The 22,908-nt window shown below is 62.9% G+C and carries 23 protein-coding genes; 12 read left to right on the top strand and 11 right to left on the bottom strand.

What is annotated here, in order from left to right; all coding sequences use genetic code 11:
- Positions 1–13: 13 nt before the first annotated feature.
- The 4 genes from AB8A23_RS29335 to AB8A23_RS29320 form a co-directional block, all read right to left on the bottom strand.
- Complete coding sequence (locus AB8A23_RS29335; protein WP_439060436.1) at positions 14–931, bottom strand: MBL fold metallo-hydrolase; 918 nt, start codon at positions 929–931, stop codon at positions 14–16.
- A gap of 151 nt (positions 932–1,082) precedes the next feature.
- Positions 1,083–2,288: an NAD(P)/FAD-dependent oxidoreductase gene (locus AB8A23_RS29330; RefSeq protein WP_439057415.1), complete on the bottom strand. Its 1,206-nt coding sequence runs from the start codon at positions 2,286–2,288 to the stop codon at positions 1,083–1,085.
- 122 nt (positions 2,289–2,410) lie between these two features.
- A complete protein-coding gene (locus tag AB8A23_RS29325; RefSeq protein WP_139285859.1) occupies positions 2,411–2,740 on the bottom strand; it encodes a hypothetical protein in 330 nt (109 codons plus the stop codon).
- Between the two features lie 101 nt (positions 2,741–2,841).
- Positions 2,842–3,786: a helix-turn-helix domain-containing protein gene (locus AB8A23_RS29320; RefSeq protein ID WP_439060435.1), complete on the bottom strand. Its 945-nt coding sequence runs from the start codon at positions 3,784–3,786 to the stop codon at positions 2,842–2,844.
- A gap of 479 nt (positions 3,787–4,265) precedes the next feature.
- Between AB8A23_RS29320 and AB8A23_RS29315 the strand changes: the two genes are divergently transcribed.
- Both AB8A23_RS29315 and AB8A23_RS29310 read left to right on the top strand, forming a co-directional pair.
- Complete coding sequence (locus tag AB8A23_RS29315; protein ID WP_439057414.1) at positions 4,266–5,111, top strand: tetratricopeptide repeat protein; 846 nt, start codon at positions 4,266–4,268, stop codon at positions 5,109–5,111.
- A gap of 85 nt (positions 5,112–5,196) precedes the next feature.
- Positions 5,197–5,628: a hypothetical protein gene (locus AB8A23_RS29310; protein ID WP_439057413.1), complete on the top strand. Its 432-nt coding sequence runs from the start codon at positions 5,197–5,199 to the stop codon at positions 5,626–5,628.
- Positions 5,629–5,745: 117 nt separating this feature from the next.
- On the opposite strand, the gene AB8A23_RS29305 is transcribed toward AB8A23_RS29310, so the two are convergent.
- Positions 5,746–6,150 (bottom strand): Imm63 family immunity protein, encoded by a 405-nt coding sequence (locus tag AB8A23_RS29305; protein ID WP_439057412.1) that lies wholly within the window; start codon positions 6,148–6,150, stop codon positions 5,746–5,748.
- Positions 6,151–6,309: 159 nt separating this feature from the next.
- Here AB8A23_RS29305 and AB8A23_RS29300 point away from each other — a divergent pair, with 159 nt between their 5' ends.
- Positions 6,310–6,543 carry a hypothetical protein gene (locus AB8A23_RS29300; RefSeq protein WP_439057411.1) on the top strand — a complete coding sequence of 78 codons (234 nt, stop codon included), beginning with the start codon at positions 6,310–6,312 and terminating at the stop codon, positions 6,541–6,543.
- Here the strand turns inward: AB8A23_RS29300 and AB8A23_RS29295 are convergent.
- The gene (locus tag AB8A23_RS29295) at positions 6,540–7,007 is read right to left on the bottom strand and encodes a low molecular weight phosphatase family protein (RefSeq protein ID WP_439057410.1); all 468 of its coding nucleotides are present in this window, start codon (positions 7,005–7,007) and stop codon (positions 6,540–6,542) included. The two genes, AB8A23_RS29300 and AB8A23_RS29295, sit on opposite strands and share 4 nt — an antisense overlap.
- A 140-nt stretch (positions 7,008–7,147) precedes the next feature.
- Here AB8A23_RS29295 and AB8A23_RS29290 point away from each other — a divergent pair, with 140 nt between their 5' ends.
- From AB8A23_RS29290 to AB8A23_RS29280, 3 genes are all read left to right on the top strand, one after another.
- Positions 7,148–7,585 (top strand): hypothetical protein, encoded by a 438-nt coding sequence (locus AB8A23_RS29290; RefSeq protein WP_068731288.1) that lies wholly within the window; start codon positions 7,148–7,150, stop codon positions 7,583–7,585.
- Between the two features lie 395 nt (positions 7,586–7,980).
- Positions 7,981–8,199: a hypothetical protein gene (locus AB8A23_RS29285; RefSeq protein WP_068731389.1), complete on the top strand. Its 219-nt coding sequence runs from the start codon at positions 7,981–7,983 to the stop codon at positions 8,197–8,199.
- Positions 8,200–8,321: 122 nt separating this feature from the next.
- Complete coding sequence (locus AB8A23_RS29280) at positions 8,322–8,510, top strand: hypothetical protein (RefSeq protein ID WP_439057409.1); 189 nt, start codon at positions 8,322–8,324, stop codon at positions 8,508–8,510.
- Positions 8,511–8,552: 42 nt separating this feature from the next.
- On the opposite strand, the gene AB8A23_RS29275 is transcribed toward AB8A23_RS29280, so the two are convergent.
- Positions 8,553–9,527 carry a VOC family protein gene (locus AB8A23_RS29275; protein WP_439057408.1) on the bottom strand — a complete coding sequence of 325 codons (975 nt, stop codon included), beginning with the start codon at positions 9,525–9,527 and terminating at the stop codon, positions 8,553–8,555.
- Positions 9,528–9,736: 209 nt separating this feature from the next.
- On the opposite strand from AB8A23_RS29275, the gene AB8A23_RS29270 reads away from it, so the two are divergent.
- On the top strand, positions 9,737–11,599 hold the full coding sequence (locus tag AB8A23_RS29270; protein ID WP_439057407.1) for a tannase/feruloyl esterase family alpha/beta hydrolase: 1,863 nt from the start codon (positions 9,737–9,739) through the stop codon (positions 11,597–11,599).
- A gap of 323 nt (positions 11,600–11,922) precedes the next feature.
- Entirely contained in the window at positions 11,923–14,118 is a 2,196-nt protein-coding gene (locus AB8A23_RS29265) for a TonB-dependent siderophore receptor (protein ID WP_439057406.1), read from the top strand.
- A gap of 256 nt (positions 14,119–14,374) precedes the next feature.
- On the opposite strand, the gene AB8A23_RS29260 is transcribed toward AB8A23_RS29265, so the two are convergent.
- The gene (locus tag AB8A23_RS29260; protein ID WP_231077880.1) at positions 14,375–15,994 is read right to left on the bottom strand and encodes a hypothetical protein; all 1,620 of its coding nucleotides are present in this window, start codon (positions 15,992–15,994) and stop codon (positions 14,375–14,377) included.
- Positions 15,995–16,047: 53 nt separating this feature from the next.
- The gene (locus AB8A23_RS29255; protein ID WP_089261652.1) at positions 16,048–17,340 is read right to left on the bottom strand and encodes an adenylosuccinate synthase; all 1,293 of its coding nucleotides are present in this window, start codon (positions 17,338–17,340) and stop codon (positions 16,048–16,050) included.
- Between the two features lie 473 nt (positions 17,341–17,813).
- Here AB8A23_RS29255 and AB8A23_RS29250 point away from each other — a divergent pair, with 473 nt between their 5' ends.
- The 4 genes from AB8A23_RS29250 to AB8A23_RS29235 all read left to right on the top strand — a co-directional run bounded on the left by AB8A23_RS29250 (position 17,814) and on the right by AB8A23_RS29235 (position 22,219).
- Positions 17,814–18,335 carry a FecR domain-containing protein gene (locus tag AB8A23_RS29250; protein WP_175367553.1) on the top strand — a complete coding sequence of 174 codons (522 nt, stop codon included), beginning with the start codon at positions 17,814–17,816 and terminating at the stop codon, positions 18,333–18,335.
- Between the two features lie 37 nt (positions 18,336–18,372).
- Complete coding sequence (locus AB8A23_RS29245; RefSeq protein WP_439057405.1) at positions 18,373–20,262, top strand: CHASE2 domain-containing protein; 1,890 nt, start codon at positions 18,373–18,375, stop codon at positions 20,260–20,262.
- A gap of 200 nt (positions 20,263–20,462) precedes the next feature.
- The gene (locus AB8A23_RS29240; protein ID WP_439057404.1) at positions 20,463–21,815 is read left to right on the top strand and encodes an HWE histidine kinase domain-containing protein; all 1,353 of its coding nucleotides are present in this window, start codon (positions 20,463–20,465) and stop codon (positions 21,813–21,815) included.
- 11 nt (positions 21,816–21,826) lie between these two features.
- Positions 21,827–22,219, top strand: a complete 393-nt coding sequence (locus AB8A23_RS29235; protein WP_231077883.1) for a response regulator — start codon at positions 21,827–21,829, stop codon at positions 22,217–22,219.
- Positions 22,220–22,227: 8 nt separating this feature from the next.
- On the opposite strand, the gene AB8A23_RS29230 is transcribed toward AB8A23_RS29235, so the two are convergent.
- Together AB8A23_RS29230 and AB8A23_RS29225 are read right to left on the bottom strand one after the other, a co-directional pair.
- Positions 22,228–22,419, bottom strand: coding sequence for a hypothetical protein (locus AB8A23_RS29230; RefSeq protein WP_439057403.1), 192 nt, complete (start codon positions 22,417–22,419; stop codon positions 22,228–22,230).
- Between the two features lie 174 nt (positions 22,420–22,593).
- The gene (locus tag AB8A23_RS29225) at positions 22,594–22,803 is read right to left on the bottom strand and encodes a cold-shock protein (RefSeq protein ID WP_068731259.1); all 210 of its coding nucleotides are present in this window, start codon (positions 22,801–22,803) and stop codon (positions 22,594–22,596) included.
- Positions 22,804–22,908 lie beyond the last annotated feature (105 nt).

The following is a 22,908-nucleotide window of genomic DNA, read 5'->3' as shown; positions in this document are numbered from 1 at the left end:
ACCCGGCAAACGATCAGTAGTCCCAGGAGATCGGAACCCAGCGAAACGCGTCGCCATCGATCGCCACGTGACCGGCGGACGGGAATGGCAGATGGGTCGCGACCAACAATTCGCCTGTTGCCGCCAGCTCCCGCAACAGGCGGGTCCGCACGCGCGCTGCTTCTTCGGGGTCATGCTCGAAACCGTTGTGCCAATCGGGTTGGTCAAACCCGACCGTGAATACGGCGTCGCCGGCGAAGGTCAGCGCGTCACCGCCGGATGCCAGGCGGACGACACTGTGTCCGGGCGTGTGGCCGCCGGTCCGACGCACGATGACTCCCGGCGCCAATTCATGCTCGTCCGTGAATGTCCGAAAATGCTTTCCATATTCGGCCATGAACCGCTTGGCAGTCGCCCGCAGCGCGTCCGGGAATCCCGGCGGCATTTGGGTGTGAGAGAAATCAGGCGCTTTCCAGAATTCGACCTCGGCGGCAGCGACGTGAATCCGCAGATCCGAACGCAATTGATCCTTCACCCCTTCGACGAGAAGTCCGCCGATATGATCCATATGCAAGTGCGTCAGCACGATATCGGTGACGCATGCAAGATCGATCTCGGCAGCGGCCAATCGCTGGATCAGTTGTCCGGCCCGCGGCAAATGCAGGTCAGGGTCCAATCCCAGCCCGGCGTCGACAAGAATGGTCTGCTCGCCACTCTGCACGACGACCACGTTCAGCGGCCAGTCGAAAGCGTCCGGCGGCAGGAACATGTCGCGCATCCAGGCGGCCCGGAGGGCGGGGTCTGCGTTATGTCCCAACATGGAGGTTGGAAGTGGCAACACGCCATCGCTGACCACCAGCACGTCGATGTCGCCGATCTTCACTGCATAGCGCGACGGAACGAGTTCGTTACGCCCCGACTTGGCAGGGGCTGATGTCGTATCAAGATTCATGTGTTTCTCCTTCTGAGTATTTTGCTGGGTATTTTGCTGAGTGTTTTTCCGAGTGGCTTGAATCGTCTGTGTCATCTGTGGGTCCTCCTGGTTGATCGTGAGAGCTGGCCGCGCTCCTGCATGGAGCGCGGTTCTTTCTTGTGTGGGGTGGCTAGACTTCGGTCACATGCTCCGGATCGGCCGAGGCGAGAGCGGCAGCACGCTCGGGCTTCGGCGGATAAATCCAGACGGTGTTGATTTCCTGCTTGGTCTTCTTGGCAACGTCGCCAACCATCTCGACCTTGCGGTCCCAGCCGCGCGTGAACAGTGCGCCGGCTTCGCCGAGGTCGAGACAGGTGACGTAGGCCTTCTGGTGATATGGCCTGGTCGCCATGCGCAATAATTCGGCGGCGGCATTGTTGCCGGCAAAGGCGCCCATCCGCGTCGCATGCTGGCACGACATCAGCGCGTAATTGCCGACATCGTCGCTGGCCGCTCTGGCGGCATCGCCAGTGGCAAAGACGCCAGGCACAGAGGGTACGCGCAAATCGCGGTCGACCAGCAGCCGGCCGAAATTGTCGCGCTCGGCGGGGATCTGCGTGGTCAGCGGCGCAGCGCGAATGCCTGCCGCCCAGATCACGGTCTCGGTTTCGATACGTTCGCCGTCGGACAGTGTGATCCCGGATGCATCCAGCGAGGCAACGCCGGCACCGAGCCGGGTCTCCACACCGAGCTTGCGCAGCGCCTCCTCGATGATGGGACGCGGACCCTCGCCCATGTCGGGGGCGATCGCACTGTTTCGTTCGACAATGATGACGCGCGGCTTGGCATCCTTGCCGAGGATCGTGCGAAGCCGCGCCGGGATTTCGGTCGCTGCTTCAATTCCTGTGAAGCCGCCGCCGGCTACGACGATGGTGTCGCGTCCGTTCGATGCCGGCCGATCGGCCAGGCCATGCAGATGCTTGTCGAGCGCGATCGCATCGTCGAGATTGTCGACGCTGAAACCATGCTCCGCGAGGCCGGGAATATTCGGACGGAACAACCGGCTTCCGGTCGCCACGACCAGCCGATCGTAGGACAGCGACTGTCGCTTATTGTTGGCGGTCGCGACCTGCACGATGCGGGATGCGGTGTCGATCGTCTCGGCGCTGCCTTTGATATAGACGACGTCGACGGCCTTGAGGACATCCAGCAAAGGCGCCGTCAAGGTTTCGGGCTTCGGCTCATAGAGCCGCGGGCGAATGACCAGTGTCGGCTCGGGTGCGACCAGCGCGATCTCGAGCTCTTCGGGCGAAACACCCTTGATGTCGCGCAGGCGTGCTGCGGACAATGCGGCGTACATGCCGGCGAAGCCGGCGCCTATGATGACTATTCGCATGTGATTTTCTCCTTGGGTTTAAGTTGCTCGGCAGTACGCGCGTCACCGCCGCCGCTTCTCACCTGCGGCAAATTTGTTGCGATCAACGATGACGCGAAGACGGGAAACGACGAGGTGAGCCCCTATGGAGGGGTACAGTCCAGCATCGACGCCAGTTGCATGGGACGTTCACATTCGGCGCGGCAGATTCGCGGAACCAGCGGCCGGTCACGGTGAAAGATGATCGGCTGTGCGAACGTCAGCGGCCGGTCGTTCAACGCCTGGATGTCATCGCTCACGATGATGGACAACGAAGGGGTGCTGTCTTGCGCGGGCTGCGCTGGCTTCTCGGCCTCTTCGCCCGTCGATGTCGTCAGTCGAATGGTCAGTGAAAGTCCATATATCAGAGAGCTCGTGACGACCCTCCGTCGCGGTATCATTGCAAGTGGGTCGACGAAGGTCTTCCAGGCCATTGTCTGTCTCCGTCCGTTATTGGCGTGGGCACGGTGATGATCTAGCTGATCGGATCTGCAACTGCCCCAGAGCGATTGACGTACCTGTCGAGAGATTGCGGCTAACGCGTCCGTCGGCGCCAATCGCTTGGACTTTCGCCGGTCAGCTTCCTGAACGCCGCTGCAAACGCTGTCTGCGAGGCATAGCCAAGCGCCGCTGCCACCGACACGACCGATGCGTCGGTGTCGCGCAGCATGTTCATGGCCTGCTCGAGCCGGTGTTGGCGCAACCAGGCATGTGGCGAAAGCCCGGTGCTTTCCTTGAAAGCGCGGCAGAAGTGAAAGCGCGACAGGCCGGCATCCGAGGCCAAGGCGGAAAGAGAGACGTCCGTATCGCTGTCGGAGCGCAAACGTTCGATGGCACGTAGCAGCGTCTTCGGCGCCAGCCCACCCATGGTCTGCTGGAACGTGGTTGGCGTGCCGGTGTGCGCAGCCAGCAGGCGCGTGGCCAGTAGATCCGTCACTTGCTGCCTGAACAGGGCATCCAGGGCCGCATTGCCCTCGAGGACGTCCGCTGCACTTATGAGCAACCGCGATGTGATGGGGTCGGGATGCGCCGTTCGCTCCAGCAGGTCGCCAGGAGCGGCGATGTCGGCTTCGTGGGCAACGCGCTCGAGTATTCTGTGCGGAAGATAGAGCTGAACGACATCAACAGGTTTTGGAATATCCCATCGGGAGCTTGATCCTTCCGGAATGATGATCACAACACCGGGGCGAAACGTTCCAATCGCAACCGATCTTCCCGACCGCCGCTCCATGCGCTGCATCGAACCGTTGTAAGCCATGATGACGTGATGGGTCATGGGCTCGACGACGTCGTGCAATGGCTCATGTTTCCAGTGGGTGATTCCGGCACCGGAGGAATCCAAAGCCATATGAAATGGTGTGGTCCCGAGCACGCGGGACATCTCCGCACCGGCAGAAGGTCGCTCGGCATGGGACGGAGTTTCCTGGGACGCCTCTGATGCGGCTGCCGGGTCATTCGGACGATCGTGAGGCTTGGTCATGGACGTGCACCCGCAGCAAGGGTTCGTGTGCGTCCGATGAGACCCGTACCGCCCATGACGATAATCCTCATGACTTTCCTCCGATTGTTCGGGCCATCCGTGGCCTTGCTCCTGAAAGCACTGCCAGAATGCGCGCGGACGGGCCGGAAAGCCTTGTAGGCACCTTGAATTGCCGTTGACTTTTCCTTGGCTTCTTGTGCAATCGACGCGCGGACGTGCAGTTTTCATTCAAAAATGATTGCCTGGACGCCGATCAGCGCGAGCTCAAGCGAGGCGCCCGAACTCGTCGCTGCTGGACCGAAGCCGTTCGATCTGCTGCTCTTTCCGGTCCCGAACAATGACCCGAAGCGGAAACCGAGGATCCAATCATCGCTGATGAACTATTTGATCTGCGACCCCGACCAAGGGACAAATGAGCGTCCGGGGAATGGCGGTCGGGTATCCCGGCTGCTCCGGACAAGGTGCGGAGACCACATGCGATGCAGATGCGCTTCTCAACATACCGGTTGTTCGCATGCATGGGCGTGGTGCTTCTCGCCGGGTTGCCGGGAGTGGCCGCCGCAGACGAGTCGGATTCCTGCATAAAGCTGTCGGATGACCTCGCGGTCGCGGGGTGCACGCGCACCATCGACTCGCACCAATACACGGGTCGAAGCCTCGCGCGGGTCTATGCGCGTCGCGGCGGGGCGTACCGGGCACAGGGCGACCTCACCCACGCCATGGCGGATTACAACGAGTCGATGCGGATCGATCCGACCTATCCGTCTGCCTACAACAATCGCGGCAACGCTTGGTACCACAGCGGAAAATTCGATCGGGCCATCGCGGACTATAACCAGGCGATCCAGCTCGATCCGAAATCAGGGCTCGCCTACGCCAACCGTGGCAGCGCCTGGGGCGCCAAGGGCGACTTCAACCGGGCCATCGAGGACTTCGACCGGGCGATCCAGCTCGATCCGAAAGATACTGACGCCTACTACAACCGCGGCAGCGCCTGGAGCGGCAGGGGTGACCTCGATCGGGCCATCGCGGACTACGATCAGGCGATCCAGCTCGATCCGAAACATGGGGCTGCCTACGTCAACCGCGGCAACGCCTGGGGCACCAAAGGCAATTTCGACCGGGCCATCGCGGACTTCAACCAGGCGATCCGGCTCGATCCGAAAGATACCAAAGCCTATTACAACCGCGGCATGGCGTGGGAGAAGAAACGCAGTCTGAAAGAGGCATTGGCTGACTTCAGGATGCACGCGCGACTGGCTCCGTCCGATCCAGAAGGCCTGAAGGCGTTGAAGCGCGTATCGAAAGAATTGAGCGCAATATGACGGGGCGGCGCTGACATGGCTTGATGTCTGGAAGCGGCACATTCCAAGCGTCATGCCTCCGACGTCTCCCATTCCCGCACCACCGATGTCCCGCGTCTCGCGATGCCTGATCGACATCGGGCGCATGATCGTCGGCCTGATCGCGGCGATTATCATCGCGCCTTTGGCCATGGGAATTCTGCTGCAGCTCAGCCTTCGGCCCACCGGCGGACTCGCCGCGCATCTCGGCGCGGTCGTCCCGACGGCTCTGCTGACTCTCGTTTTCGGCGTGGCGGGTTCATTCAAGGCCACCGTTTTCATCGCCCTGCCCGGAATCCTCTTTGCGCGATGGGGCGGGATCATGTCGCCCGCGATGTGCATGATCGGCGGCGCCATCACCGGTGGCGGCTTCTTCGGCATCGGCGCCTCCGTTGGCTCCTCACTGCCGACCGAATGGGGGCTGATCGGCGCAGCGGCGTGCGGCGGAAGCGTTGCCGCGCTCGCTTACTGGTGGCTGGCGGAGCGTCACATCCGGTGACCGTCGCGACACCGCCAATGAGAACAATAGGCCTGTTTTGGGATCAACCGACATAGCGAAGCCTGTCGCGCCGCCCATTGCTCACATCACGCCTGCTTCCGCAGCGATGCATGCCGATCAACGCCCGTCGACATAAGGATGACGCGACAGGATATCATCGAGTCCGGCGCGGCAGCGATCCGCCCATGCAGGATCAAGCCGGCCCAGTAATGCGAGCTGATGCGCAAAACGCAGGCGCCTGATATCGCCGGCGTTGGAATTGCGGTGCATGAGTTCATAGGTTCCGGCCATCGCCGAGGTGATGGTCTCAAAAGTCCAGTACATCAGCTCATCTAGATCGTCGGTGGTCCGCATGTCGTATCGCTCGCCGCGTTCGACGAACATGTAGTGGAAGTGCCCGTCATGCTCGATCAGCGCACGGCCGGAATCGACATACCGATACCCCGGCAGCAGCTCCTCGGGCGCATGGATGCGTGCGGCAAGCACACGCATGCGGTGATCGACTTGTTCAAGGGGTGTCACGGCAGCGGCCTCGTGATTAGCCAATGCGGCCGTGGGGCGGTGGCGATAAGTCGGGATAACTGCGCACCAGGTTCACTCAGACAGAGGGCACCAGACGGCAGCAGCACGCCTGAACCCGATCTTCGCGCGCGCCGACATATTGGACGAGGAGCCACATCGATGTCCGAGCCAAGTCCCCTTCTGGAATTCATCATGCAGGCGCTGGCATCGAAGCCGGAAGAGCGTGGCGGCCTGTTCTACGCCGTGCTGACACTCACCGTCGGCATCGCCATTGCCGCGGTATGGCCGTTTGGCGGCACGCCGGGTGATGTTCTGACCGGCTATGGGATCGTGGTGGTGGCGGTCGGCAGCGGCATGTTGCTGGTGAAATGGTTCTTTCAAAGCATCAATTAAGTAGTATCGGCACAGCTGCCCTCTCGCACGTTCGCAAGCCGTTGCACCAATGCCTCTACGAGCGCCTTCAGCTCGCCCAGCGCGACGTCGGGAGGCGCCACGTCGATGTCATGCACGTGCCAATAGGTCACGCGATCTTCCCAACCCGGAAAGCGCGTCACCAGCAAGGTGCGGTGCTCGGCCTCCTTCACGGCCACGACCATATCGGACGCTTCCAGTGCATCATGCGTGCAGGGTGCCGGCATCCGCGACGCGCCAAGGGGCGCAATGCCGTCGATGGTCAGAACGTCGATGGTCTGCCGCGCCATCGGGCCGACATTGTCCTTGCCCCGCTCGATGGCCAGGGCGTGAGACGTCGCCTCCCAGTCCAGACCGGCACGGCGCGCCAGGTAATTGAAGAGTTCTTCCGCATAGCGGCTGCGATAGTAGTTGCCGGTGCAGAGGAAGAGGACGGTCCTGGCCATGGCCGAGTGTGTTTGGTGGGGCCTGCATTTGTCAATTGCAGCGCCCTCGCCGCCCGCGAGCCCATGGACCCCGCAACCATTTTGCTGGATTGTGCCGGCCTCGCCTTGCGCCAACGAATCATCCCTCGGAGGACACCCCCATGTCGCGCTCGCTTTTCCGCACCACCCTCGTCGCCGCCCTCGCGCTGATCGGCGCAAGCCTGTCCTCCGCGGCTTTCGCCGATAGCGGCACGATCCGCATCAATGTGCTGAAGGGCGGCTGGTTCATCGGCGCGTCGGGCGGTTCGGGCACGCTGACCTTTCGCGGGCGGACCTATCCGCTGTCGATCGGCGGCTTGAGCGCGGGCCTCGTCTTCGGCGCGTCGCAGACCTATCTGTCCGGCCGCGTCAGCCGCATCAACAGCCCGGGCGATGTGGCCGGCGTCTATGGCGCAGGCGGCGCGGGTGCTGCCGTCGGCCGCGGCGTCAGCGCCATCGTGCTCACCAACGAGAAAGGCGCGCTGCTGGAATTGAGCGGCCGCCAGACCGGATTGATGGTCAATGCCGATCTCTCGGGCCTCGCCATCTCGCTGAGGTAAGCGGCGCGCCCATAAGCGGAGCACGGACGCCTTGCTCCAAGGCGCCCGTGCAAAACACATATCCGCGAACCGACGCTCCGGCGAGTGATAGGGCGCATGCAGGAAGGGCGCTGTATCAAGCCCCTCATTCAGCGAAATGGCAGGGGTCATCGATCGCGCGAATGTGCACGCGACGTCATCGTGGCTTCACACTTGCTAAAGATTTTATCGATCCCTTTTTGCGCTCTGGTGTGCAGCGCAATGCGCGCGACGCGATGTCGCGCAACACCGCGTGAAGGTTCACGCCCACACTTCAAAACAATGTCACCAGCCGTCATCCACGTTTCATCGCACGGGCCAAGATACGCCCCAATGCGCCAGCATGGTCCGCGCAGCTCGAGACGACGGAGTGTAGCATGACAACCGACCCGACACCGAAGTTCGACGCAAACTATGTGGCCACGCTGCGCCAGGTGCTGGATATAGCTGTGCAGCAGATCGCCGTGCAGCATCGTACGCCGGCGACGAAGGCGATGATGGCGGAGACCATCGTGCGCCATGCGGCCGGGGGCATCACCGATGCCCATGCGCTCGTGTCGCATGCCGTGACCGCAGGCGCCAACGGCGCGCCGTAACATTGCTGCGCAATCTTTCGCAACGCGAAAAGCGGGAACTGCCATGTATTTGATGGCATGCCGCCACGTCTTCGCCAAACCGGACGGCGAAGTTCCATCGAAGCCGATGGAAAAAGATACCGATGATTATGTCAGAAAATTATTTCAGAGACCGCGCGGACGATTGCAACCGCCTCGCCCGCGAGGAGAGCGATCTAGAAATGCGCGGCATGCTCTGCGATCTCGAACTGGATTATCGCGCCAAGGCGCTCCATGCTGCAGCCCATGGCTGGCGCGACGCGCCGCGGTATTTCGAATTGGCTGAGGTGTAGGCCCGTCGCGCGACAGCAGACCGGCCGAAATCTTTCTCGACCTTACGCTTTCACGAGCCGCACCTGGGTGCCCCAGGGATCGGCGATCGCAATGCCATCTGCGATCGACTCGCCTGACAGGCCCGCCGCCGCAAGACGGCGCTTGCGGTCAGTTATGACAGCATCATCGGCAATACGGAGCGAAAACCAGGCCAGCCCGGTCTCCTGCGCATTGCGCGGACCGCTGCCGGCGCTCTGCCAGGTGTTGATGCCGATGTGATGGTGATAGCGGCCTGACGACAGGAATGCGACACCCGGCCGGCCAAGCCGCGTCGGCTCCATCCCAATCAGCCCCTCATAAAAATAGCGGCCGCGCGCGACATCGCCGACGCGCAGATGCATGTGACCGATGCGCAGCGCCTTCGGCGCGGTGTGATACTGATCGCGGGTCGTGTCCGTCTGCGCCACGATGTTGTCGATGTCGAGCTGGTCGGTCCCCATGGTGACCATGTCGCCGGTCCATGTCCACGCCGACGGCGGCCGGTCCGAATAGACCTCGATGCCGTTGCCCTCGGGATCGGTGAGATAGGAGGCTTCGCTGACGTGATGATCGGCAAAGCCATCGAACGGCGTGCGCGCCAGCGCGGCATGGACCAGCCAGCGCGCGAAGTCGGCACGGCTCGGCATCAGGAACGCGGTGTGAAACAGCCCGGCGGTGGTCTGCGCTTCCAGCGGCGCATCGGGCCGATGGATCAGATGCAACAGCGCCGCGCCATCGACGCCGAGCACGACCTCGGTTTTGTCCGCGCTGATGGTGTCGAACTTCAGCAGGTCTGTGTAATAGGTCCGCATCCTGCCGAGGTCGCGGACGCGCAGCGCCGCGGCGCCGATACGCATCGGCGTCTGCTGCGCGAAGGGGAGCGCAGCCGACGCGGCCGCGCCGGGATCGACACCGCCCTCAGCACGCACCGCGCCCATCAGTGCGGTCTGACTGGCAGCAAAGGCGGCGAGCTTCATCACCTGTCGGCGCGTGGTCATGCGGTGGTCCATAGCGGCAGAATGGGTTCAAGAGCGGATCATTGTTGATAGCAGGCGACCATACGGGGTCAAATCACATCGCTGTAGGCCCAATCCACGGGGCCTTTTTTAACATAATGTTACGTTCCGACATCGTTTTGGTAGTTGATCGCAGAGGCGAAGTGAGGAGAACTCACCCCAACTCAAAAATAAAACAGACGGGAAACGCCATGTCGACAGCCCCCCACATCATCCATGATGACAACCGCGCGCGTGCCGTCGTGACGGCGCTGGCCTTGTTTGCCGCGCTATGTGGCACTGCGGCCCCCGCTTCCGCACAGCAGCTCGCCTGCGACGACGGTATCAAGACTGCATTTCATCCGGATGAGGCCACCACCGTGGTGGCCGTGCGGGCGATCAAAAAGGGCGAGGAACTGGTCGCGCAGGATTCGCCCCGCCCGATCACCATGGCGGCGGACATGTGCCTTGTGAAGCTTCTGGTCGGGCCAGGCTTCACGGCGGAAAAGGACAAGACTACGCGCTCCTGGTCCGAGGGCATCGGCATCGAGGTCTGGCTGCCGACACCCGCGAACTGGAATACGCGCATCCGCAATTACGGCGGCGGCGGCTGGGTCGGCGGTGGCCATCGCACTGTCGACAAGATCGGCAGCAAAGTGCCCGCCCTCGTCAACGCCAATATGGGTTATGCCTCGGGCACCACCGATGCAGGACAACCCTGGTATCAGGACGGCTCCTTCACATTCCTCTCCGACGGCAAGGTCAATGCCGAGGCGTTCCGCGACTTCTCGGTCCGCGCCATGGTGGAGCAGGCCGTCAAGACCAGAGCGCTCGTCACGCTCTATTACGGCAAGGCGCCGGCTTACGCTTATTACGATGGCCATTCGCAGGGCGGCCGGCAGGGCATGAAGATCGCCCAGGACTATCCCGAGCTCTATGACGGCTACATGATCGCGCAGCCGGCGCTGAACATCCCGCAATTCGGCACGGCTGCGCTGTATCCGCAGATCGTGATGAAGACCGAACTCGGCTTCACCGCGCTCGACAAGCCGAAAGCCACCGCCTTCGCCGCCAAGATCGATGCCGCCAACAAACGTGCCCTCGCCGCCTGCGACAAAGCCGGGATCGGCTTCCTGCTCGATCCGTTCGCCTGCGATTACGATCCCGCACGCGATGCCGCAGCTCTCTGCAGCGGCGAGGCTGGCCAGGGCGTTACCGGCAGCAATGCCGATGCGGCAACCTGTATGAGCCTCAAGGAAGCGATGGCGCTCGACAGGATCTGGTTCGGCGCAACGCCCGATGGCAGCTACGACGCCGCGCAAAGCTCCAACAGCCGCAGCGGCAATGTGCTCGGCACGAAACAGGTGTGGTGGGCCTTCACCAGGACCACGGCGATCGGCAGTCAGATCACCGGTACAGCCGCCGGCAGCGTGGCCCTGGCACTGCAGGACGTCCGCTACGCCGCCGATGCCAGCGCCACCAACCCGTCGGACATTCCGTTCAACAACGGCTCGACCACCGAACGCAACAAGTGGCAGGAGCTCAGCTATGCCGATCTGGCCGATACGGTGAACAAGAACCTTGCCCTGCAACCCACTTTGTTCAGCAATCTCGGCACCGACAAGGCGGATCTCGGCAAGTTGCGCGATCTCGGTCGCAAGATCATCGTCTATAGCGGCCTTGTCGACGACGCGATCCCTCCAGCGGGCAACGTCAACTATCACGAGCGCGTCGCGGCGCAGATGGGCGGCCACGCGGAGGTGCAGAAGTTCATGCGGATGTATCTGCTGCCCGGTTCGGCCCACAGCTCGCAGGGCCGGGCCTATACGGTCAGCGGACAGAACGATTCCGTGCCGCTGCCGAAACTGCCGGGGAATGCCAACCAGACGCCGACGCGCGAGCAGGATCAGTTCTTCAGCGCGCTGACGGACTGGGTCGAAAAGGGTGCGGCTCCCGGCGAGATCGCATTGACGTCGCGCGACAGCAAGTTGAGCTATCCGGCTTGCGTCTATCCGCTGCGGACAGTGTGGAATGGCGGAGCGGTGACGCAGGCGGCGAGTTTCGGCTGCAAGTAGCTGTCATTCCGGCAGCGCGAGAGCGAAAGCTCTCGCCTCTCGTTCGTCATGGCCGGACTTGATCCGGCCATCCACAAATTGCCGCTCGGCGCGCTCCTGCGATTTTAACGATTCTAGTGTGTAGAGGTTCTAACTTGGCAGGTAATGCCATGCGCGATTTGATGTCCTAGAGACCACGCAGGAATCGGGCTCGGTCAGTCCGAACGACATGCGGGGCGTTATCGGTGGGGATCGTCGAAAGAAAAGTCACCAAGGCAATGTGTCTTGGTGCAGCGAGTTCTATTGTCTTGTTGATGGGCCTGTCAGCGCAGGCAAGCGCACAAATGCTGGCGCAAGCCACCGGCACGGAGACGCCTTCAGCGCGGGCCACGCAGCTGGATCCCGTCATCGTTCAAGGCAGCGCAGACCGGCGCGCCAAACCCAAGAACACTGCGCGCAGCAGCGCGTCGCGCACCGCCGCACGGGCGGCGCGCACAGCCACGCGTCAGGGAACAGTCACTCCGAGCAATGTGCCGGGCGCCCGCGCAACGGAATCCGCATGGGGCCCGGTTCAAGGCTATGTGGCCACGCGAAGTGCCACGGGCACCAAAACAGATACGCCTCTGATCGAGACGCCGCAGTCGATTTCGGTGGTGACGCCGGAGCAGATGCGCGACCAGGGCGCGCGAACCGTCGGTGAGGCGCTGGCCTATACGGCGGGCGTGCAAACCCAACCCTATGGCTTCGATCCCCGCTACGATCAGTTCCTGATCCGCGGATTTGCGGCCAACCAATTCGGCGAATACCGCGACGGTCTGCGGCAGGGCAACGGTTCCTTCGCCCATTTCCGCAACGAACCCTATGGCGCCGAACGCATCGAGGTCATGCGCGGTCCGTCCTCCGTGCTCTATGGCGCCAACGAAGCCGGCGGCATGGTGAACTTCGTCAGCAAGATGCCGCTGGAGACGCGGCTCAACGAAGCCGGGCTCGATATCGGCAATTTCAATCGCTATCAGGGCCGTTTCGATTTCAGCGGGCCGACGCTCGACAACGACAAGCTGCTCTATCGCTTTACCGGCCTGGTGCGTGACAGCGGCACGCAGATTCCCGGCACCTGGGACGATCGCGTCTTCCTGGCGCCGAGCTTCACCGCAAAGCTGGGCGAAGACACGACGCTCACGGTGCTGGCCGAATACGAGCGCAGCAAGACGTCGATGTGGCCGTATTATCTGCGCAACCCGGCGACGGGCGTGGTGACCAATATTCGTCTCGGCGATCCGTCATTCGATGCGCTCACGCAGTCGCAGGCCTCGATCGGCTACAGGCTCGAACATCGCTTCAATGAGGCTGTGACGTTCCGGCAGAACGTCCGGCTCGGGCACCTGTCGTTCGAAGGCAACATGATCGATGCACTCAGTCTCTCTCCCGACGGCCGCACGCTGAACCGTTACGCGTCGACCTATAAGGAAAGCCTGAACACCTTCAATATCGACAATCAGGTCCAAGCCAGGTTGGCGACCGGCCCGATCAAGCATACGGTCCTGGCCGGAGTCGATTACTTCCGGCAGGGAACGACTTTTGGCTCCTATGCGGGCGCCGGTCCGTCGCTCGACCTGACAAATCCTGTTTATAGCACTTCGGCGCCGACATTGCCCTTGTCGCTTCTAGGCGCCAACAGCCAGACGCTCGGCCAGCTCGGACTTTACGCACAGGACCAGATGGCACTGGGCGGCTGGCGGCTGACCATCGGCGGCCGGCAGGACTTTGCCGAACTCTCGAACCACGACGACCTGTCAGGCGTGACGACCACGAGCGACCCAAGCAAGTTCACGGGCCGCGCGGGATTGCTGTATCTGTTCGACAACGGGCTCGCGCCTTACGTCAACTACGCGACGTCATTTCTGCCGCAGAGTGGCACGACGGCGCCCGGGCGCGGCGCTACGCCCTTCGCGCCGACGACCGGTGAATCGTTCGAAGCCGGTATCAAGTATCAGCCGCTCGGCTGGAACAGTTACTTCACGGCGACCTGGTTCAACCTGACCAAGGACAATGTGCTGACCACCGATCCGGTCTTCGGTTCGCCGTACTCGGTGCAGACCGGCCAGATACGCTCACGCGGAACCGAACTGGAGGCGGTGATGGCGCTGATGCCGGGGCTGAAGGGCATCGCCTCCTACAGCTACACCGACGCGACCGTGACCCGCAGCAATGGCTTCGATCTCGGCAAGGTACCGATCGGCGTGCCCACTCAGCAGGCGGCGATCTTCCTCGACTACACCTGGCAATCCGGCCCGCTCGCGGGCTTCGGTGTCGGCGCCGGCGCGCGCTGGATCGGACAGACCTGGGCTGACGACATCAATACGCTCAGAAACCCTGCGATCACGGCGTTCGATGCGGGTGTGCATTACGATTATCGCGGCATGCGCCTGGCCGTGAATGCGCGCAATCTGTCGGACGAGCGTGTTCCGATCTGCAACGGTGGGACCTGCACCTTCACACAGGGGCGCACCGTTCTCGGCAGCGTGACAGCGCGATGGTGAGAGCGCGGCTGCGAAACCTCTGATGAAGCAGTTCTGGCTGCAGGAATGACGTGAAACGACGGAGCGGTGGCGCAGGCGGGGAGCTTCGGCTGCAAGTAGCTCCGTCCAGACGACGCACTATCATCCGTCATGGCCGGGCTTGACCCGGCCATCCACGCCTTCGCCTGTGACAAGACGTGGATGCCCGGCTCAAGGCCGGGCATGACGTGGAGAGATCGGTGCAGATCCACGAGCGGTGACCAGCGCGTTTGATCTGTTACTCGCCCCAGGCCGCGAAGGCGTCGTTGAAGGCACGCTCGCCGGGCGAGCCCTTCTCGATAGCGATGATGGCGCGGCGCTGGTTGGCATAGACCAGCGGGATGTCGAACCATGACCGCTCCTTCAGGAGCTGCAGGTTGCGCGCGCGATCGCTTTCGACATTGCTGAGACCGACCAGGAAGAAGCCGTCTGTGACCTTGACCGCGAGGCCGGCCAGCGGCGTGCCCCTCGCCTGCTCGTTCGACTTCATCAGCACGCCCGGAACATTGGCGATGCCGCCGCCGGCGAAATCGGGCGGCAGCACGAAAGTGAGTTCGGCCGTGTGGCTGGCAGGCAGCGACGTGTCGGTGTTGCGGCGGAACGACATGGTCATCTTGAACTTGCGTTCGGGAATCTCGATGTCCGCGCGCACGGCGATGTCACCAGGCTTGCCGCCGGTGCCCTTGATCTGCTCGGTGCGCCAGACCACTGTGCCGACATATTGCCGGCCCTTCGGCTCGGCCGGATCCTCGTCATACAGAACGACGCGCTGCGCGACCGGCGCGATCTGATCCGACGACGACGGCTGACCGACGCGATCGGCGATCTTCGGCCGCGGCGCCAGCGGCGCATCCTTGTTGTCGGTGACGACGGGCGCCGAACCGCCGGCGAAACCGCGCACCATTTTGTTGATCGTCGGCCATCCCAGAATCACGGCGCCGATCAGGATCATCACGATGCCGATGAGAAGCGCAGTCTTGAACGGGAAACCGCCGCTGACGCGCTTCGGCTTCGGAGGCTTGGGCGGCTTCGCCTTCTTGCCCTTGGAATCCTTGATGCGCGACGGCGGCACCTGCGACTCGTCGCCGTCCTGGTCGTCGTAAGCCGTTTCGTCGTAGCCGAAAGCTTCGCTCCGCGCTTCCATGCTGGGTTCGAGACGATCGAATTCCGGCGTCGGAGACGGCACGTTGGCGTAAGTCTTGCGCGCCGCGCGGTTGGCCTGCGCGGCGGCGCGACCGAGATCATCGACATCGGCGGTGACATCGCGGAAACCGCGCATCGCGGCATCGCCCTGGTCGCCGCGGTCGTTGCGGGCCGGCGGGGGTGCCGCCGGATTGTTTTCGAAGCGGCGCGGCGTGCCTGATCGTTCGCGGGTTGGTGGACCGTTCGGATCCTGCGCGCCGGCATTGGGCGACTGCTGCTTCGGAATCGGTGGCGGATCGACGCGCAAGGTGCGCGGCGGGCGCGGCTCTTCCGGCCCGCGGGGAGACGCCGGCGTCGGCGTAATCGGCTGGCGGCCGCGCGGCGACGGCTCGGCCGGCGTGGCACCGGCACGCGGCCCGGCATTGCGGAAAGCATCGCCGGCGCGCGGCTTGCCGTCGCCCGTCGTTCCAGCCGCCGCAGGCCGCGACGCATCGCGGGCGCGCTGGGCCGCTTCGGATTCGACCTTGCGGACGGCCTCTTCGAGCGACAGCCGCTCCCTAGTGATCTCTGACTCGCTGAGGGGCGGCTCGACACTGCGCAACTGGGCAATCAGAGCCGTGCGGGCGCGCTCATAGAGCGCGCGCCGCTGCTCACCGGGAGCACTGGGGTCCAGTCCGGCGATGGCACGGGCGATCAACGGGTAGTAATCAGCCATCTCGACTCAATGTTGCGGGTGCATCAATTTGGAGGCTATCCGGTAACAGTCCGTTAAGCCTCGAACGGGTTTTGCACCAGAATAGTATCTTCGCGTTCCGGGCTCGTGGAAAGCAAAGCAATCGGACAGCCCACCAGTTCCTCGATCCGGCGCACGTATTTAATCGCCTGCGCCGGCAGGTCGGCCCATGAACGGGCGTTCGCGGTCGGCTCTTTCCAGCCTTCGATGGTCTCGTAGATCGGCTCAATCCTGGCCTGGGCGCCTTCACCGGCCGGCAGATAGTCGATTTCCTTACCGTCGAGCTTGTAGCCGACGCAAACCTCGATGGTGTCGAAGCCGTCGAGGATGTCGAGCTTGGTCAGCGCCAGGCCATTGATGCCGCAGGTGCGGACAGTCTGTCGCACCAGCACGGCATCGAACCAGCCGCAGCGACGCTTGCGCCCGGTATTGACGCCGAATTCCTTGCCGCGACGGCCGATCTCTTCGCCGATCTCGTTGAGCAGTTCGGTCGGGAACGGACCCTGGCCGACGCGCGTGGTGTAGGCCTTGCAGATGCCGAGCACATAGCCGACCGCGCCCGGGCCCATGCCGGTGCCCGTCGCCGCCTGCGCAGCAACCGTGTTGGACGAGGTGACATAGGGATAGGTGCCGTGATCGACATCGAGCAGCGCGCCCTGCGCGCCCTCGAACAGGATGCGCTTGCCTTCGCGGCGCTTGCTGTCCAGCAGCCGCCAGACGGCCTCAGCGTAGGGCAGCAGCACCGGCGCGAATGCGGAGAGCTCCTTCACAATGTCGGCCGTGTTGAATTCTGCGAGGCCGAGACCGCGGCGCAGCGCATTGTGATGCGTCAGCAGGCGATCGACCTTGTGTGGCAGCGTGGCGAGATCGGCGAGATCCATCAGACGGATGGCACGGCGGCCGACCTTGTCTTCATAGGCCGGGCCGATGCCGCGCTGGGTGGTGCCAATGGCGGTGGCCTTGTTGGCATTCTCGCGCAGCGCATCGAGCTCGCGGTGCAGCGGCAGGATCAGCGTGACGTTTTCGGCAACGCGCAGATTGTGCGGGCCAACATCGACGCCCTGGCCGCGGAGCTTAGCAACTTCATCGACAAAGGCCTGCGGGTCGAACACCACGCCATTGCCGATCACCGAGAGCTTGGACTGGCGCACAACGCCGGACGGCAGCAGCGCCAGCTTGTAGGTCTGGCCATTGATGACCAGCGTATGACCGGCATTGTGGCCGCCCTGATAGCGGGCGACGACATCAGCCTGATCCGACAACCAGTCAACGATCTTGCCCTTACCCTCGTCGCCCCACTGGGCGCCGACGACGACAACATTGGCCATTTGGCGCTAGTCCTCTGAAAATACACGCGTCGAAGCGTGATCAGCGCGGAAAACGGTCTGCCGTTTGCCGGATCACGCCCAGGCATCCGCCTAAACGCGGCCAATGATCTTGGTTACCCAAGTCTTCCAGGACGCTGTCTGCGATGCAAAACGGGAATAAAGGAAGCGCGGGGGGAAAACAAGCACGAACGCCCCGAAAATGGCCTCGTTGGCCTCATGCAAACCTTTGATATCCCCTGAAAATCCGGGGCGATGTGGCGAGATTGCGGCAGCGCTCGCGGCCCGATTACTGAGAATGCCTCTCAATCTCACATGGTCGTGAGATCGGCCGTACCGGTTGGATCTGCCCTCGTTGTGCCGCGGCGTCGCCCTATATGGGTACCTCCGAGCGTTAATCACGCCGCTCGCCCGCTGACGTTGAACGGAATCCCCCGCCGCCCGCCTTACCGATGTGGCGTTCAGGAGTAACCAACATGACCCATTCAATCAGGCTGGCGGCGGCCACTGTCGCTGCGGCGTGCCTGTATGGCAGTGCTGCATCGGCGCAGCAGGCCGGCCCCGGCTGTACATCGAGCCAGCCGACCGGCGGCCCACAAACCCTGCACTGCGGCGGCGTGACGATCATTGCTGAAAACGGCGCGCGTTTCACGCTGCTCGACCGCGACCGCAACGGCCGTGTCGACGGCGTCGACCTGCAAAGCAAGGCCATTTTCATCGAGGCCCCCAAACAGAAGGCCGGCAAAACCTTCGAGGTGATGACACCGCAAGCAATCGCCGCCGTGCGTGGCACCAAATGGGCGGTGGACGCCGAGGGCAGCAAGACCTCCGTCTTCGTCGAGACCGGTCGTGTCGGCGTCAGGCGTGTGACCGGCCCCGGCAGCGTGAGCCTCGGCCCCGGTGAAGGCGTCGATGTCGATGCATCAGCGACACCACTCGACATCAAGCGTTGGCCCGCGCCGCGCGTCGCCGCATTGATGGCAAGGCTTGGTCGTTAGCAAGGCTTGGACGATAAAGAGGCCTGGATACGCGACGATGATGAAGGCCAGCAGATTGCAGACACCGCTCGCCATGGTCCTTGCGGGCGTGTGGGCGGCAGCACTGGCCTTTGGTCACAACCGCGGCGATGTCGGCTTTCTCGACCGGTTAGAGGCGACGCTGACCGACCTGCGCATCCAGATCCGCGGCGTGAAGAAACCGCCCGATCTCGTCACCATCATCGCCATCGACGATCGGGTCGCACGCGAACAAGGCAGCTATCCGCTGCCCCGCGCCACGCTGACGACAATCATCGAGGAAATCGCACGCTACAAACCGAAAGTGCTCGCACTCGATCTGCTGCTGGTCGATGCCGGCGCAGCAGAGAGCGATGCCGCACTGGCGCAGGCGCTCGGCAAGACCAACACCGTCATCGCCGCGGCGGCGCTGTTCAGCGAGTCCAAACAGACGGTAGCCACCAAGGAGGCCGGGCCGCTTGCGGATCTGCCGGTGGCGTCGGGATTTCTGCTGCCGCTGAAAGTCTTCGCCGATCAGGCCACGGTCGGCGTGGTCAATCTCAATACCGACAGCAGCGGCGTGCCGCGCTCGATGCCGATGCTGATGCGCTCGGCCGACCGCGTGATGGTGTCGATGCCGCTGCGCATCGCATCCGCCGCCTCGCGCGACGATGCCCAAATCGGCGAGTATAATTTCTCCCTCGCCGGCACCCATGTCCCGACCGATGTCGGCCATTTGTTGCCGATGTCTTTCTATGGGCCGCGCGGCACCATCAGGACGATCAGCGCATCGGAGGTTCTGGCGGGCAAACTGCGCCGCGGCGATGTCGAGGATCGCGTCGTCGCCATCGGCGTTACCGTGACCGGCGGCGGCGATTTCTTCTCGACGCCGTTCGATCCGGTGATGCCCGGCGTCGAAGTCGTGTCCACCGCAATCACGCATCTGCTCGCCAAGGACACCTTGCTGCGCAATACATCCATCCGGCTGTTCGATGCCGGCTTTGCGATCGTCCTGGCGATGCTGTGCATCGCCCTGCTCGCCTGGCGGCGCAATGCCGTCGGCCTCATTGCGATTGTCGCCGTCGTCGCATTGTGGGCCGTGATCAACACCGTCGCCTATGCCCATGGCATCTGGATGAGCGCTGCATTGCCGCTGGCCGCGGCTGTGCCGCCGGCCATGGCGTTCGGCGCGCTGCAGATCTGGAGCAGCCGGCGCAGCGTGCAGCATTTCGCCGCCCGCAGCGATCTGCTGCGCCAGTTCCAGGCGCCGGGCCTGCGCGAATGGCTGATCAAGGATCCGGACTATCTGTTGCAGCCGGTGCATCAGCATGCCGCCGTCATCTTCATCGATATCTCGCGCTTCACCGCACTCAGTGAGGCACTCGACGCAGATGCGGTGCGCGAATTGCTGAAGTCCTTCCACGCCATGATCGATCAGGTGACCCTCGCCCATGGCGGTGTGGTGACAACCTTCATGGGCGACGGCGCGATGATCCTGTTCGGATTGCCTGTGGTCGCCGATGACGATGCCGCCCGCGCCGTGCGCTGCTGTATCGAACTGACGACGCGCACCGGCGCATGGATCGCCGGTCTTCCGCCTGAGATCGCCAGCCAGATCGGATTCAAGATCGGCGCACATTTCGGCGATATCGTCGCATCGCGTCTCGGCGGCGCCAGCTACCAGCACATCACCGCGACCGGCGATACCGTCAATGTCGCCAGCCGGCTCATGGAGGTCGCCGCGAGCCACGGCGCCAAGGTGGCCCTGAGCGACGACCTGCTGCGCGCCGCGGGGGCTGATTGTGCGGTGCGCGCAACGGGGGCGCTGAGCGGCCCGACCGAAGTCCAGATCCGCGGCCGCAGTGGCGCGGTCAGCGCGTGGCTGTGGCACGACGGCAGCGCGGCGGAGGCTATATCGACCTCCGCGTAAATCAACGCACGCGGCATCGCCGCGATTGAGCCGGAACCCGGTCTGGTCTGGCACGTTTGCTCGAAGACCTGTTAGCGTACATCCGCAACCGTATCTGTTTGCGGTCGTATTTCGTTGCAGCGTATTTTGCGATCGGAGCCGCAGCTCCCGGGGTATTCGTGGATCAATCGTTAGGACCTATTCAGGACGCCAATTCATTCTTGCGAAGTTTGCTCGAAGCATCGGGCGACTGCATCAAGGTTCTCGATTTCGACGGCAACCTCATCTTCATGACCGACGGCGGCCAGCGCATCATGGAGGTCACGGACTTCGGCGCGATCAAGGGCTGCCCATGGCCTGACTTCTGGCAGGATCAGGGCAATATCGACGCCAAGGCGGCTATTAGAGCCGCTCAGCTTGGGCGTACCGGACACTTCCAGGGTTTCGCCACCACGATGGCCGGCACGCCGAAATGGTGGGATGTCACCGTCACCGCCATTCCCGGCCCCGATGGAAAACCGCATCAGCTGCTTTCGGTGTCGCGCGATATCACTGCATCGCGTGCCGTGGATGTGGCGCTGCAGGCCAGCGAAAGCCAGCTACGACTTGCACTCGACGCCGCCGACACTGGAACCTGGGATCTCGACCCGCGTACCGGCGTGCTGCAATGGGACCGGCGCTGCTACGAATTGTTCGGCCTCACCTTCGGCAAGCCGATCTCGTTCGACGTCTTCCTGCAAGGGCTTCATCCCGACGATCGCGACGTCACTGAGAAGGCGTGCGTGAACGCCATGAAGCTGGACGGACCGCAGACCTATGACATCGAATACCGCACCATCGGCCTCGATGACGGCATCGAGCGCTGGTGCTCGGCCAAGGGCCGTGCGGAATTCGAAAACGGCGAAGTCAGTCGCTTCATTGGAACCATTCGCGATATCGGCAAGCTGAAGCGCGCCGAAGCGCAACAGCAAATGTTGACGCGCGAACTCGAGCACCGCATGAAGAACACCATGGCCATGGTCGGCGCCATCGCCAGCCAGACGTTTCGGACCGCCGCGACCAAGGAAGAGGCGCGTACGATCTTCGATGCGCGTCTGGCCGCGCTCAACCAGGCGCATGACATCCTCACGCAATCGAGCTGGACCAGCGCGTCGATGCCCACGGTGATCGCAGGCGCGCTGGCCCCGCATCGAACGGGCGAAAAGCGTATTCGCGTCTCGGGCCCCGAGGTGGAACTGACGGCCAAACAGGCACTGTCGCTGGCGCTCGCGCTGCATGAACTCGCAACCAACGCCACAAAGTATGGTGCATTATCCGTTCCGGACGGAACGATAGATATCGACTGGGCTTGTCACATCGGCAGCGACGGGCCGGCGTTAGGTTTCGCGTGGCGCGAATCCGGCGGCCCCGTCGTGGCGCCGCCGACGCGACGTGGATTTGGCTCACGACTAATCGAAGGTACGCTGTCTGCCGACTTCGGCAGTTCCGTCAAAATCGAATTTCTGCCCGAAGGGCTCACATGTCGGTTCGAAACCAGATTGAGCGATCTGGCTTCGATGCCCGACGAAAGGTGACACCAATTTTTATGGCATCACTCCAAGAACTCAATGCACGTGACATGCAGCGGCCCGCCGTCCTCATCGTCGAGGACGAGCCTCTGCTCCGTATTCACGCGGCCGACATCGTCGAGGAAGCCGGGTTCTTCGCCATCGAGGCCAACAATGCCGACGAGGCCGTGCGAATTCTGGAAACGCGCGACGACATCGTTCTGCTGTTCACCGACGTACAGATGCCTGGAAGCATGGACGGGTTGAAACTGGCCCACGCGGTACGCAACCGCTGGCCACCGATCAAGATCGTGATCGTTTCCGGCCATTTGCAGGTCGCCAAGAACGATCTGCCCGACGACAGCCGCTTCTTCGGCAAGCCGTTCGAGACGACGAAGATGATCGCGGAACTACGCGCGCTGATCGGCTAGAGCCGACGCTATTGGACGGATTGCTCTCCGACGATGGCGCGATCGATGGCGTCGACCACGTTCTGCATCTCGACAAACTTCATGCGAGCCCGTTCCGCATTATCGCGATTGAAGGGCGCCGCCAGCACTTTTGCGTGCGCATCACGTTCCTCGATCATGCGCATACGCGCCGCCTTGAGCGTATCCAGACGTTCAATCATCTTGATCGATCCTCATATCGGACGCTGAAATCAGGCGTATGGTCATGCGTATAGCACGAAGCCCGCCGGTGATGATCACCGGCGGGCTTCAGTCATTTCAAATCTATGAGACGACGCAAAACTTGTCGGTCGAGAAATCCCAGTACATCCGTGGAAATTTCAGGACCTTCAAGCTCAGATCGCGCGGAGATCTTCCGCGCTGGTCTTGCCGCGCATCTTGTCAGCCTTGGCTTCGAAAGAAACCTTCTGGCCTTCATTGAGCGAACCCAATCCAGCGCGCTCGACTGCACTGATGTGAACGAACACATCCTGGCCGCCGTCATCAGGCTGAATGAAACCGAAACCCTTGGTCGCGTTGAACCACTTAACTGTACCGACTGCCATAACTATTCTCCAAGATGTGCGAATGCGCGAGCCCTACGCGACATCGCGTGAACCCGATCCGATTTCAACGATGTCTTGGGGAATGGAGCCGATTACGGCGCGGTC

The organism is Tardiphaga sp. 619_E2_N8_4 (assembly GCF_051810905.1).
In the GTDB taxonomy this organism is placed as follows: Bacteria; Pseudomonadota; Alphaproteobacteria; order Rhizobiales; family Xanthobacteraceae; genus Tardiphaga; species Tardiphaga robiniae.
Note: the sequence above shows the minus strand (reverse complement) of the source record. Positions and strands in the feature narration are given on the sequence as shown.